11 protein-coding genes and 1 pseudogene are annotated in these 13,056 nt (G+C 44.0%); 6 read left to right on the forward strand and 6 right to left on the reverse strand.

The window, feature by feature from the left end; genetic code table 11:
- Nucleotides 1-2,772: a sulfide/dihydroorotate dehydrogenase-like FAD/NAD-binding protein gene (locus HWQ47_RS19700; RefSeq protein ID WP_269967734.1), complete on the forward strand. Its 2,772-nt coding sequence runs from the start codon at nucleotides 1-3 to the stop codon at nucleotides 2,770-2,772.
- Between the two features lie 75 nt (nucleotides 2,773-2,847).
- Here the strand turns inward: HWQ47_RS19700 and HWQ47_RS19705 are convergent, their stop codons facing one another.
- The 3 genes from HWQ47_RS19705 to HWQ47_RS19715 form a co-directional block, all read right to left on the reverse strand.
- On the reverse strand, nucleotides 2,848-3,171 hold the full coding sequence (locus HWQ47_RS19705) for a hypothetical protein (protein WP_269967735.1): 324 nt from the start codon (nucleotides 3,169-3,171) through the stop codon (nucleotides 2,848-2,850).
- Nucleotides 3,172-3,272: 101 nt separating this feature from the next.
- On the reverse strand, nucleotides 3,273-3,638 hold the full coding sequence (locus tag HWQ47_RS19710) for a cupin domain-containing protein (RefSeq protein ID WP_269967736.1): 366 nt from the start codon (nucleotides 3,636-3,638) through the stop codon (nucleotides 3,273-3,275).
- A 265-nt stretch (nucleotides 3,639-3,903) separates the two neighbouring features.
- Nucleotides 3,904-4,884: a transposase gene (locus tag HWQ47_RS19715; RefSeq protein WP_269967737.1), complete on the reverse strand. Its 981-nt coding sequence runs from the start codon at nucleotides 4,882-4,884 to the stop codon at nucleotides 3,904-3,906.
- Nucleotides 4,885-4,913: 29 nt separating this feature from the next.
- On the opposite strand from HWQ47_RS19715, the gene HWQ47_RS19720 reads away from it, so the two are divergent.
- The 5 genes from HWQ47_RS19720 to HWQ47_RS19740 all read left to right on the forward strand — a co-directional run bounded on the left by HWQ47_RS19720 (nucleotide 4,914) and on the right by HWQ47_RS19740 (nucleotide 9,884).
- Nucleotides 4,914-5,627 (forward strand): alpha/beta fold hydrolase, encoded by a 714-nt coding sequence (locus HWQ47_RS19720; RefSeq protein ID WP_269971802.1) that lies wholly within the window; start codon nucleotides 4,914-4,916, stop codon nucleotides 5,625-5,627.
- A 75-nt stretch (nucleotides 5,628-5,702) separates the two neighbouring features.
- On the forward strand, nucleotides 5,703-7,823 hold the full coding sequence (locus HWQ47_RS19725) for an oxidoreductase (RefSeq protein WP_269967738.1): 2,121 nt from the start codon (nucleotides 5,703-5,705) through the stop codon (nucleotides 7,821-7,823).
- A 336-nt stretch (nucleotides 7,824-8,159) separates the two neighbouring features.
- Complete coding sequence (locus tag HWQ47_RS19730; RefSeq protein WP_269967739.1) at nucleotides 8,160-8,681, forward strand: DUF1003 domain-containing protein; 522 nt, start codon at nucleotides 8,160-8,162, stop codon at nucleotides 8,679-8,681.
- Nucleotides 8,682-8,939: 258 nt separating this feature from the next.
- Nucleotides 8,940-9,461 carry a DUF1003 domain-containing protein gene (locus tag HWQ47_RS19735; protein WP_269967740.1) on the forward strand — a complete coding sequence of 174 codons (522 nt, stop codon included), beginning with the start codon at nucleotides 8,940-8,942 and terminating at the stop codon, nucleotides 9,459-9,461.
- Between the two features lie 126 nt (nucleotides 9,462-9,587).
- Nucleotides 9,588-9,884: an HdeA/HdeB family chaperone gene (locus HWQ47_RS19740; RefSeq protein ID WP_269967741.1), complete on the forward strand. Its 297-nt coding sequence runs from the start codon at nucleotides 9,588-9,590 to the stop codon at nucleotides 9,882-9,884.
- A 181-nt stretch (nucleotides 9,885-10,065) separates the two neighbouring features.
- On the opposite strand, the gene HWQ47_RS19745 is transcribed toward HWQ47_RS19740, so the two are convergent.
- The 3 genes and pseudogenes from HWQ47_RS19745 to HWQ47_RS19755 all read right to left on the reverse strand — a co-directional run bounded on the left by HWQ47_RS19745 (nucleotide 10,066) and on the right by HWQ47_RS19755 (nucleotide 12,624).
- Entirely contained in the window at nucleotides 10,066-10,452 is a 387-nt protein-coding gene (locus HWQ47_RS19745) for a VOC family protein (RefSeq protein WP_269967742.1), read from the reverse strand.
- A 392-nt stretch (nucleotides 10,453-10,844) separates the two neighbouring features.
- Nucleotides 10,845-11,943, reverse strand: a pseudogene (locus HWQ47_RS19750) (IS4 family transposase); the annotation flags it as partial.
- Between the two features lie 84 nt (nucleotides 11,944-12,027).
- Complete coding sequence (locus tag HWQ47_RS19755; protein ID WP_269967743.1) at nucleotides 12,028-12,624, reverse strand: hypothetical protein; 597 nt, start codon at nucleotides 12,622-12,624, stop codon at nucleotides 12,028-12,030.
- Nucleotides 12,625-13,056: the final 432 nt, after the last annotated feature.

Below are 13,056 nucleotides of genomic sequence, written 5' to 3' on the forward strand. Positions count from 1 at the left end.
ATGACGGTTTCTTTATCTCAGCCCCAGCGCGACTTGCTGATGCTACGAATGGAGCAAGATCCCAAGCACTTCCAGCAGATGGTGATTGACGACAGCATGCAAGTCATTCGTCAAACCCTGAAAAATGGCAAACTTAACGCTGAATTTACCAGCAAGCTATGGGAGTTACTGCTAGAAGACAACGATCTTAGTGTCGCACTGCAGCGCTACTTGTGGCGCATTCCACTCAAACAGAAACGCGCCTTTGTTCTTGGGTTAGATCAGCACTTAAGTGATCGCTACCCCATGTTCAAAGGGCTATCAGAGGGCTGGCCGGGTAAAAACAATATTCCGCCCTATGTTCGCCCAGCCGAGGAGCGTCGCCGCGATTTCGACTTAGTCACCCAAGGTTACCTTGGCTATATGGGGCTAGGTTATAGCTTGCGGGAAGTCGAAATGTTTGTCTGGCTGGAGGTGATCCGCGACAAACAGTGTGAAGACCGACCCTGTGAAATTGGTGTGCCCGTCTGTAACGACAAAGGTGAAACGCAGGCCGAAAATGATGGTGGTTGCCCGGTTAAGATCCATATCCCTGAGGTATTAAACCTCATGGCCGAAGGCAAGCTCAGAGCCGCATTTGATCTGATCCGCGAAGCCAACCCACTGCCAAATATGACGGGGCGAGTCTGTCCCCAAGAGCTGCAGTGTCAAGGGGTATGTACCCATAATGAGTGTCCGATTGAAATTGGTCAACTCGAGTGGTTCCTGCCTCAACGTGAGCGTGAACTAGGCACTGATCTCCCTAAAGAGTGTGTCGTTAATCCCTGGGTTGCGGCAAATAAGCCACCCATCGCCATCATAGGTTCAGGCCCATCGGGACTGATCAACGCCTACCTGCTGGCCAATGAAGGGTATCCGGTCACGGTATTTGAAGCCTTCCACGCCTTAGGTGGGGTGCTGCGCTACGGTATTCCTGAGTTCCGTCTGCCCAACCAGCTGATCGATGATGTTGTCGCCAAAATTAAAGCCCTTGGCGGCCGCTTTGTGACTAACTATATCGCGGGTAAAACTGCAACCTTTGCCGATCTAAAACGTGCTGGTTTTACCCGGGTGTTTGTCGGTACGGGAGCTGGCCTACCGCGTTTTATGAATGTGCCCGGTGAGCACCTCAATAACATCATGTCGGCTAACGAGTTCTTAACTCGCGTCAACTTAATGCAGGCCCACAAAGAGGATTACGAGACGCCGCTGCCTGATGTGTACGGTAAAGAGGTGGTGGTTATTGGGGGTGGTAATACCGCCATGGATGCTGCACGTACTGCGTGTCGTCTAGGCGCAAACGTCACCATCGTCTATCGTCGCACCAAAGATGAGATGCCAGCCCGGGTCGAGGAGCTTCATCACGCACTTGAGGAGGGCATAATAGTTAAAGAGCTCTGCTCACCGAGTGAATTCCATGGCGATAGCCACCATGTACTTGCCAGTGCAACGCTCGACTTGATGTCATTGGGTGAGCCCGACGCTTCGGGCCGTCGTCGCCCACAGCGTACTGGTGAAACTGAGAGAATGAAGATCGACCTTGCCATTATGGCACTAGGTAACGATTCAAACCCTATCGTTAAAGATGCCGAGCCACGGCTTGAAACCTCTAAGTGGGGCACGTTAGTGGTCAAGAAGGGCTCGCAAGAGACCTCACTTAAGGGGATTTACAGCGGCGGTGATGCGACTCGTGGTGGTTCGACAGCAATTAAAGCCGCCGGAGATGGACAAGCCGCTGCGAAAGAGATCATCAACAGCTTGGATTTCAATCCTAAAGAGATCCAAACTATGGTTGCTGCGGCCAAAGCCTATACCGATATTGGTCAAATGCCCTCTAAGATAGTCGGTCGTCGTCAGCTAACCGAGGAGATTGTTGAGTTCACTATCAATGCGCCCTTTATTGCGCGCTCAGCCAAAGCGGGACAGTTTGTGCGGGTACTCGCCACCGAGAAAGGCGAGCTTATCCCGCTGACTCTTGCCGATTGGGACGCGGAAAAAGGCACCATCGACCTCGTTATTCAAGGTCTAGGTAGCAGCTCAAATCTTATCAATCAGATGCAAGAAGGCGACTGCTTTACCGCTATCGCTGGCCCACTGGGTCAACCTAGTCATGTACAGCCACATGATGGAAAGCGAGTCGTATTTGCCGCAGGTGGCGTAGGTCTACCCGCAGTACACCCCATCATGCGCGCTCACTTAGAAATAGGTAACAAGGTCACCTTGATCTCCGGTTTTAGAGGCAGCGAGCAACGCTTCTGGACTGATGAGGGCGATAAGGTCGAGGTATTGCGTGATAAATACCCAGATCAGTTAGCGGTGATCTACGCTAGTAACGATGGCAGCTTTGGTATCAAAGGCTTCGTGACGACTCCCCTTGAAACTATGTTGGAGCAACATAAGCAGCTGAGTGAAGGTGACAATGAGTCGATTTCTGGGCTAATCCCAGAGCTAATTGCAGAGGTCATCACCATCGGTCCACCTATGATGATGCGCGCAGTCAGCGATCAGACTTTGGGCTACAAGGTTCCCTGTGTCGCGAGCTTAAACGCCATCATGGTTGATGCTACCGGTATGTGCGGCGCTTGTATGGTGCCAGTGATGGAAAATGGCAAGTTGGTGCGAAAGCACGCCTGTATCGATGGCCCTGAAATTGATAGTCACACCATCGACTGGGATAAGTTGCTCCCTCGGTTTAATCAATTTAAAACCCAAGAGCGGCGCAGCCAGATAAAACATAAATTTATCGAAGAGTAGTAGGAATTAATCAGTCTAGTTTACACAACGGCTCTCTTTAATAGAGGGCCGTTTAATTGAGACCTGTAGCAGTAATTAACTAAACATTCCCATGACTAGGATTTCAGCCCCTATAGTTGTTATCAAATAAATAGCAGAAAGACTTGCTGCTCGTCGCTTGCTCCAATCAAATGCGTTCTTTGACATAAAAAAGACAATCACGATTCCAGCAATCAAAGCTATCAATAAAAACAGTTCATTTAAACTAAAAATAGCTATCGCCATATTGGCTAAAAAAATAACGATCGCAGGGACTAGAACCAACATAAACACTAAGCCAAAATCAACAACATCTCGATCTTTATGCATGAGTTTGATAGCACTGAACATAACTGTCGTTGTAATTAATAACGAAATCAAATCTTTCTCCTAAGATAAATAATTAGTTTATTTTTCACTCACAACCACGTCAAAAAGATCAAAGTAGAGATGATGCTATCAACTCAAATTGCAGTTGCTGTTTATATCCAAATATCGGTTTCTGCTGTGAGAACTCCCCCCGCATCCCCCGTATTAATAACCCCTTTGGGCTCAATAAGAAGAACCTGACATATGCCCTTTGCAAAAGGCTTGTGTTCAACACCTTTGGGGATGACAAACATTTCACCATCGGTGAGAGTCACGATCCCATCCCTAAATTCAATGTCTAATGTGCCATCTATGACCATGAAAACCTCATCCGTATCTTGATGAGAATGCCATACAAACTCCCCCTCTCCCTTCGCCAATTTAAATTGATAGTCATTCATCTCTGCTATTACTCGGGGAGACCAGAGATCCTCAAATTTAGAGAACTTATCTTTCAAATTTATTGCACTATATTTCATGATTATCTCGGTTGCTGCAGCTTGCTCATAAAACTATCACTACTAACAAACAGCTGCAAATTGATTGTTTTTTATTCTCAACAAGAAAGTTCAGAGTGACTATAAAAAGAAAAATATTGAACCATCCATTATTAATCAATAACATATAGAGTCTTTAGCAAGCATTCAACGATCTATAAAGTATCGACTATTTATCTGAAATCCAAACATAAAAAGTGCCAAACGGATGTCTGATTATAGAGTCGGTAGGTGACTTGTAGAGTTATTATGCGCTATCTAACCACCGGCGGCAGTTTGCTGCTCCTTGCCTTCGTTTACGCTCAGAGTGTGCACAATAAGCATCAAGCTCTTGAAGCGTTCCTACAGCGCCTTTAAATAGCTTGGTAAATTCACTGGTGATTTTCAACCAGTTTTCTTGGGGGAGGTTAAGCCTATCTAGCAACTGTAGTGAACTTTGAGTAATAGCCCCACGTTTATCACTTCTGATTATTCGCCCTGTATCATCAACAAGTTGCAGATAGTCCTTAGCATTAAACATCAACCCGTTGACCATATCTTTCCGCTCGTCCCCTACAAACGGTAACAATGACGTTGGTTGCTCACCTTTCATAGCTGCCTTAATGCGTCTTTGAATGCTGGTGAAATCGGAAGTGTCTGGCGTCTTGGCTATTTTTGCGCGTATCGGGTTTAAATCGACATATGCCATGCAAGCAAGAACCGCGGTTTCATCAAGTAGCGCTTGGGACTTAAACCTCCCCTCCCAAAATCGGCCTTTACACTTATCTTCAGCATTAGCTTTACGGGCAATAGGTTCATTCAATGCTCGCATGAACCACGAGATATCCATCAACCTTATACGATACTCTTTAACCCGTTTATTGATGATGGTTTGTTGATAGGATTCAAGTGTTTCACCTTTAATGAAGTCATGATTAAGGCTATCGCCTTTGAACAACTTTTGCCATTGAGACACCACTTCTATATCTGACCAGCTTCGAACCAAATCAGCATCAACTCGCAATACCAGATGTATATGATTACTCATCACTACATAGGCACAAATATCGATAGCGAACACAGAAGCTAACTCTAACAGTCGATTTTCAACCCAGCCTCGTCTATGCTCATATGACTGACCAGTATAACGATCAACTCCGCATAAAAAAGCCTTTCTAACACAACGAGATACACAGTGATAATAGAGTGTATCCTCCAAACTAACTAATGCTTTCCTTGGGGTTGGCATAACAAATCCTCCTCTACAACGCTTACTTAATCTTAGTCAAGGGATCTGCTTCTAACAATTTTGGGTGTCTTGGTTATTTTTCCAATGCTGGTTACCGTAATATTGTGTTGGATTTACCCGGCTTTGGTCGCTCAGATAAACCCGCTGACGTACAATACAATTTGGATTTTTTCGTCAGCGCACTCAATGGATTTCTGCAAGCATTAGACATTAAATCTTGTACTCTACTGGGTAACTCTCTTGGTGGTGCCATTGCGCTTGGGCAGGCATTAAAGCACCCAAGCACTGTCGAACGTCTTATTTTGATGGCACCCGGTGGAGTGGAAGAGAGAGAAACCTACTTTGCAATGGAAGGGATACGCAAAATGGTCGAGGTATACAGCCAAGGCCCAATGGGAGTGGAGCAGATGCGCACCGTCATGAGCCTGCAACTTTATGATGCCAGTCAACTTGATGACGCTATTTTAGCCGAGTGCGCTGCCGTGGCGGTGACCCAACCTGCCAATCTATTTTCCACCATGATGGTGCCTAATATGACGCAACAATTATCAGAATTAAGCTGCCCTGTTCTGGGGTTCTGGGGCACGGATGATGTGTTCAACCCACCAGCCGGAACCTTCAAGTTTCTCGACAATGTGCCACAAGCCAGATTCTTAATGCTCAACCGTTGCGGTCACTGGGTGCAGGTGGAACATCAGTCCTTATTTAATCGCACCTGCCTCGACTTTTTGGCCAATGGTTGAGCGGAACGTCTACCAAGATCCAGCTTGAAAGGTCATTGATACGAAAAGATGTAACGCTTATTAAGGAAAACACCCATGGCGAAATTTGAACAACTACAAAAGCCAGGCCAAATTGGCAGTATGACGCTTAAAAATCGAATGATTATGGCCCCAATGGGCTCAAACTTTGCCGAAGCGGATGGTCATTGTGGTGAGCGGATTCAAGCTTTTTACGAGGCAAGGGCCAAGGGTGGTGCGGCCATGCTGACCATGGGGGTCGGCGCTATCGCCTACCCAGCCGGAACCGCAGAGCCTTTTCAAGTTGGGATCTCCAGAGATGATTTTATTCCAGGGCTCAAGCAATTGACTGATCGAGTGCACAAGCACGGCGCAAAAATCGCGATACAACTGCAACATGCAGGTAAAACCGCAGTAAGAGATCTCGCCGAAGGCCGCGACCTATGGGTTCCCTCCATGCCACCGCCAATGAAAACCGACATGATGCAATCGCTGACTCAAGCTGAACTGGCTTCCTTTATTCGCCCCCAAGCGGGAGGCAAGATTTCCATTAGAGTGATGGATAAAGCTGATATTGCTCAAATGGTCGAATGGTTTGCCGCAGCCGCATTACGGGCTAAAACAGCAGGCTTTGATGGCATAGAGTTACACGCCGCGCACACTTATATTATTGCGGGTTTCCTCTCTCCCTATTACAACCAACGTAAAGATGAATACGGCGGGAGCCTTGAAAACCGAGCCAGATTACTACTTGAAGTCATCGACGCGGTGCACCTTAGGGTTGGTGCCGATTTCCCCCTTTGGCTTAGGCTTGATGCTGCTGAGCTTAGAACCCCAGGGGGCATTACCATTGATGACTGTATCGCCGTTGCCCAATTAGTTGAACAAGCCGGACTCGATGCGGTCAGCATCTCGGCCTATGCCAACACCAACACTGGTGATGCCTTTACTGAAGCGCCCTTGGTGCAGAAACCCGCAGGATTTTTAGACTGGGCAGCCGCGGTGAGTGAGAGTGTGACGATTCCAGTGATTGCCGTGGGGCGTTTAGAGCCTGAACTGGCCAATCGAGCCATAAGTGAACACAAATGCGCTTTTGTCGCCATGGGACGCAAACTATTGGCCGATGCTGAGCTGCCGAATAAAATTCTTGAAAATCGCCCAGCGGATATCCGCCCCTGTATCTACTGCTATGCCTGCGTTAGCCAGATTTTTATTAATCAAAGGGTGAAATGTGCGGTGAACCCCTTTACCGGCAAAGAAGCAGAACTGAACGTTATCATGACCGATAAACCTAAACACATCGTCGTCATCGGTGGTGGCCCAGGTGGCATGGAAGCGGCTAAAATCGCCAGTGACCGCGGCCATAAAGTGACCCTAATCGAGCGCTCAGGACGACTAGGTGGCATACTATTTTTTGCCGCTATGGCTTACCCAGAAAATGGCAAACTATTGAGTTATTTAAAACATAAACTAACGCAATCTAAGGTGGATATTCGACTCAATACCGAGGCGACTATTCCCTTGTTACAACAACTGACCCCCAATGAAGTGATTGTTGCCACCGGCGCTCAACGTAACTTACCTGATATCAATGGCGCTAAACTGCCCCATGTCTGGTCTGGCGATGAACTACGTCAATTGATGACAGGTGAAGCTAACCCTAAAACCTTAAAAAAGTTGGGTGGCACTTCAGCGTTACTACTTAAACTTGGCGCTATGACAGGCATTACCAGTAGCATTCAAGCCAGTCGAAAACTGTCAAACTTATGGATGCCGCTGGGCAAGAAGATCAGCATTATAGGGGGTGGCTTGGTCGGGCTGGAATTGGCTGAGTTTTTAGCTGCCAGAGGCCGACAAGTCACCGTACTTGAACCTGGACGAGACTTTGGTGCCGAGCTGTCTATCGTTCGCCGCTGGCGCGTATTGCACGAATTAAAACAGCTTGGGGTTAACTTAATTAATCAGCTACAACTTGATGCTATTCATCCCCGTCATATTGATTACACAGATAAAGAGGGAATAAAACAGACGCTCACCCTTGATACCGTGATCATGGCATTAGGCACAGAGCCAGACAATCGTTTAGTCCTAGAGATTGCCGCCGCAGGCTTTAAGGTGACCAATATCGGCGACAGTGATGAGATTGGTTATATTGAAGGTGCACTTAAATCAGCCACTCTAACTGCAGTATCGATTTAAATGCCTCACCAATGCGTCTTGAACTGAAAAGTTCTAAACCATTCTGAACTGATCACTCATGTAGTAGAGTTTGTATACATTGACTGAGCCCCTCTTAGCGGGAGCTCAGTCAATGTTCTCAAGCGATAGACTCAGCTACCAATTCACCTCAACCACCATACAATCCACTAACCAGACCTTTCCAGTCAACACAAAATGTTGTATTAATTAGAATCAAACACACAAAGGGGGCACAAAAACAACTTGTCGTAACAGATTATTCACCGTCATTACTACAATCAGTCAAGTTGATGCAGACGTTAGATTTCAAGTAGACATCCATCAAAAGGGGTTAATATGAACAATGGACCAGAAAATAATAATCACCATTTCAGGTTTCACATGCCATTTGCTCGTCTGTTCTCAGTATTTGGCGATGACTGGTTTTCGTTAAAGGCCGAGGCATTTGCACGATTTTTTGGTACACCTGTTTTTCTTATCACTCAAACTATCGTGGTTGCTACATGGATAACCCTCAATTTAACGGGTGTCGTAACCTTTGATTTGTATCCTTTTATATTATTAAATCTGGCTTTTAGTCTTCAGGCTGCTTATGCGGCACCATTAATTCTTCTGGCTCAAACTCGTCAAGCTGACAGAGATAAAGTGCATGCCGAAGCCGATGCTCAACATAGAGAGTCCCTTGCATCGGCGAGTGAGGAAAGAGAACTGTTTGCTAGAAAACAATCTGAACAATTACTGATCCTAATGGAACGAAATAACAAGCTCACAGAGATCACCATAGGGTTAAGTGAGCGAATTGAGTCGCTAACAAAGGAGATACACGGCAAGTTTATTAGTGACAAAAAGGGCGACTGAGCGTAAAGCCATTAATTAAAGTCATGGCCAGTAATTTCCCGCCGCCACACAAGTTCATTAGCACCAATCAAACAAATAGTGTCCAAGCAACACCTTCAAACATCTCCTTCTGTGAGATACTTTGTGTGCGAGCTATTTATATGTGACGTGTTGAGCTGACTGATAAGGCAAGTGAGCATGATCCAATAGCAATCTCGACCATCTGCCATATAGTCCCAAACATTAGGCTGAGAATAGAGATACATCCAAGGAATAAATATGAACGATGAACCAGAAAAAAATAATCATCATTTAAGATTTTACATGCCATTTTCTCGAGTGTTCTCAGTATTTGGCGATGACTGGTTTTCGTTAAAAGCTGAGGCATTTGCACGATTCTTTGGCACACCTACTTTTCTAATAATCCAAACGATAGTGGTAGGTGGATGGGTAGCCCTGAATTTAACGGGGATCTTAACATTCGACTTATATCCTTTTATATTATTAAATTTAGCATTCAGTCTTCAAGCAGCCTATGCGGCACCATTAATTCTTCTGGCTCAGACGCGTCAAGCAGATAGAGATAAAGCTCATGCAGAAGCTGATGCGCTTCATAGAGAGTCCCTTGCACTAGCATGTGAACAACGAGAACTGTTTGCCAGGAAACAGTCAGAACAGCTGCTGGATCTCATGGAGCGAAATACCAAGCTCACGGAAATTACGATTGGCCTAAGTGAAACCATCGAGTCACTCACAAAGGAGATACACGGCAAGTTTGTCAATGATAAAATAGCGGATTAGGGAATGCTTAAGTATGATATTACTTAAGCAGACTGAGATGTTGTTGCCCCAGCGCTTAACCATCGTTTAGACTCACCTCGAAGGCTGACATGGTCTTACATGCGCCCTTAATCTAAAGGTGATAATATGAAATTGAAAAATATACTATTTATCTCTCTGGCTTTATCCGTTATTCCTGCCGCACAAGCTGAAGCATCAAAAGGAATAGATGTTAAAGATATGACCTGTGCCCAGTTTTTAGATGTTGATTATGCAACTGTCCCTGTCGTGGTTGGCTTCCTATATCATTACAACTTCTGGACTGGTGACACGAGTGTCATAGAGGTTGACGATCTAGATGACGTCGAAGTGGATGACGTGATTGATTATTGTCAAAAAAATCCAACAGCAAAGGCAAGTTCTGCTGTTAAAAAAGCTAAATAGCTTAAACAAGCCTGAATGAAATTAAAACATGATTGTTCATTCAGGCTCTTTATTTAGTTTATAAGTACCTCACTAGATACTTAAATAAAAAGTATAAGCAGGCTTCGTTTGAAGGCTGCACACTATATGGTAGACCAGATAGTAGGTAGACTGGTGCTTACAACATGGCACATGAGGCATTTCATTGACCTTCTGGTGGTTGCCACAACTCAACCTTATTTCCTTCAGGATCTATAACCCAGGCAAACTTGCCAAACTCAGAGTCCTCATTCTTGTCGAGAACATTGCAGCCCTCGGTTTTAAGTACCGCAACTAAAACATCTAGGTCTTCAACGCGATAGTTAACCATAAATGGTGCATTGTTTGGTCCAAACTGCTCGCCGCTATCCGAACCAATACACCAAACCGTCGTTCCACCAGTAGGGTTACCATCCGAGTCAGCCCAATTGAATGCAGTGCCGCCCCAATCCTGAACATCTATACCAAGGTGGCGCTTGTACCAAGCCTGCAAAACCGCAGCATCCTTTGCCTTAAAGAAGATACCGCCAATACCCGTTACTCGCTTCATATAAACCTCCTGTATGTACATATGGAATGTCGCCAGCTCGATACCCTGACATTCAGTAAACTTATTTCTACGAGCAATTCAGCAAAGCTATTGATTAATGATTACCCTAACAAAATAGTGCTGAAATAACGAACTGCCACACTGAGCTCACGGAGAAGACTTGAAAGTAAAAAAGCTTTTGGCAATAGTTTCCTCCGTGTCCTTCGTGATCTCCGTGGTGAATAGCTTTAATTTATAAGCTATAAATACGGGGGTACAATGACTTAATTGCTGGGGCCATAGTTATTTAGCTAGTCATTTATTAGGATTTGAACTTAACCAATGTTGAATGTGGTGATTATCATTATTACCAATTATACCTATTGAAGGGTGACTTCGATTACCCACTACATGTAGGCTCTCAAGCCAATAAATTGGTTTGAGAGTACGTTACGATGTTTGATTGAGTTAGCTTGTTATTGTCTGTGCTTATCAGCAGCTTTGACAGCTAAACCTAGCAGATACAATATAAATTGAGATAGACAAGCAATGAGTAAGAGCACGCTTAGTTTATGCATAATCCTTGAGTCACTATCATTCATTTTAAAACCCGTTTTTATGTCCCTAAAACTCTCCTCTATCTGCATTCTCGTCGCATACATTTTAATAACTCGTATAGCAGTATCGCTGTTGATATACAGCGATGTTGCCAGTAACCAAGGCTCTTTTTCTCGTTCAGCACTTGCACGAGACTGCTTGCTCTGCCTGGCTTTATCACCTGTTGTTGTTTTATCTTTTCGCCCTTTAGGATTGCGCTTGAAAATAACTAAACGAGATTTGAAAGATACCTGTTCACCCAAAAGATATATGCCTAGATGTTTGGCTCTGGACTTTGCTTGAACATATAGTTTTTTAACTGGATACCAATCATCCTCTGAGCACTTTTTACAGTGAGTTCTATTTCTAAAACGCCCCACATAATCCCAGTTAAGTGACAAGATTTGCTTAAACCAAGGAATACGAAAACCTGCATCAGTTACGATGATAGCTCTGCAGTCATTAGGCAACATAGCCTTAAGTTTTGTCAAAAATAGTGGATGGGTTTTAAGTTTCTCTTTTTTATTTAGCCGATGTATTTCTTCATAGAGTGTAAGTGAGCATCCTTGAGAAGCGAGAGATGCTCGAATGAGAAAGTGCTGCTTCCTATCATCAAGATCTGACCAGTCAATATGAATAATTGGTTGCTTCATTTTACCGACTAATAAATGGACCATTCGAGTATACACAAACTCCATCTCACGATGGAGATTAGCATTATTACAAAGCCGATCTACACGTTTAATCTTATATTTTTCCTTAGCTTTATTTGTAATGTTACGGTCAAGGCTAGTAATGGAGAGAGCCTCCATTCATTGAACTTTCAGTCGCAGCAAACAGGCTTAAGCGTAACGTTTTGTGCATTAATGGGGTGACAAGTGAGAGGCATTTTGATAAAACTTGCTTTGCATTCATGGCATTTACTCGTGGTAATTTTTGTTTGGCGATAAATTTGATCACCAAATGCCATGAATGTTCCTCACTATTTTACCTATCTCATTATTTATTTTTATCTTTTTGTGGGGATTCGTCAGGGCTGAGTCTAACTGGGTGGAATAAGATGCGACTATCTTGTCCTCCGAGAAGGGGATCAGTAAAGCTAGTTTGCTGTATTGAATCAGCACTCTGAGCTATTTGTTGAGCATTTTCAGACCACATAGTACTTAACGAGGGAGTGTATTGGTTCTCTTGCTGTTGCTGTTGTTTTATCAGATTAGAGAGTTGAACAATATTGTGAACGCCATAGCTGTTAGCATTGCCTAATATCTTATTCTCACTATTCGCAAGCAAGATATCATCAAAGTTAATGTCTAATTGAGAGAGAACTTCGTTCAATTTTATATAAGAATATGCTTTACTCCTCCCCACTAACCTCTGTATACAAAGATGACCATCTCCCCCCATGTTGATTAAAACCTTAACACCATCTTCATTGTTAGTGTTTGAGTCATTGTCAGTCAGTTTATTAATAGATTGAGATGGAAATGACTTTTCACACACTCGACCATGGTCATCTTCTTCGTAACTATTACATTGGCTTCTTAGCGCCTGTATATCCTCATAAACAGTGAGTGCCTTGATTCTACTTAATTGCATATTGAGATTATCTTCCGCTTCTGAAAGTTGACGGAAGTAGTCGATATTTTTTTGATAAGTAAAGTAAATATAATAAGAGAGCCCGGCAGCAAGGACAAGTACAATATATGCACTGAAGTTATGATTTTTTTACCTTATTGGTAGTGTCCATAACAAGAGACGCCCATTCCTTAAGCCTTTGCTTAACTTACTCTTGGCGTAGTCAACAATCAACCCGTAAAGTCGGCAGCAAAAGAAATTCATCTATAATTTTATACTGGTTAGCATTAGGTAAACCACAGCTCCAACTTGTACTTTATCATGTTAGAAATTCAACTTAAGTAGAACAAACCTACTTTATGTTAAATTATTTTATTTATTCTTCTTTATGTTTTTCAAGAGGTTTTATTAAAACATCGAAAATGATTAGACCAAAGTATAGCGTGTTTTATT

The organism is Shewanella sp. MTB7, from assembly GCF_027571385.1.
In the GTDB taxonomy this organism is placed as follows: Bacteria; Pseudomonadota; Gammaproteobacteria; order Enterobacterales; family Shewanellaceae; genus Shewanella.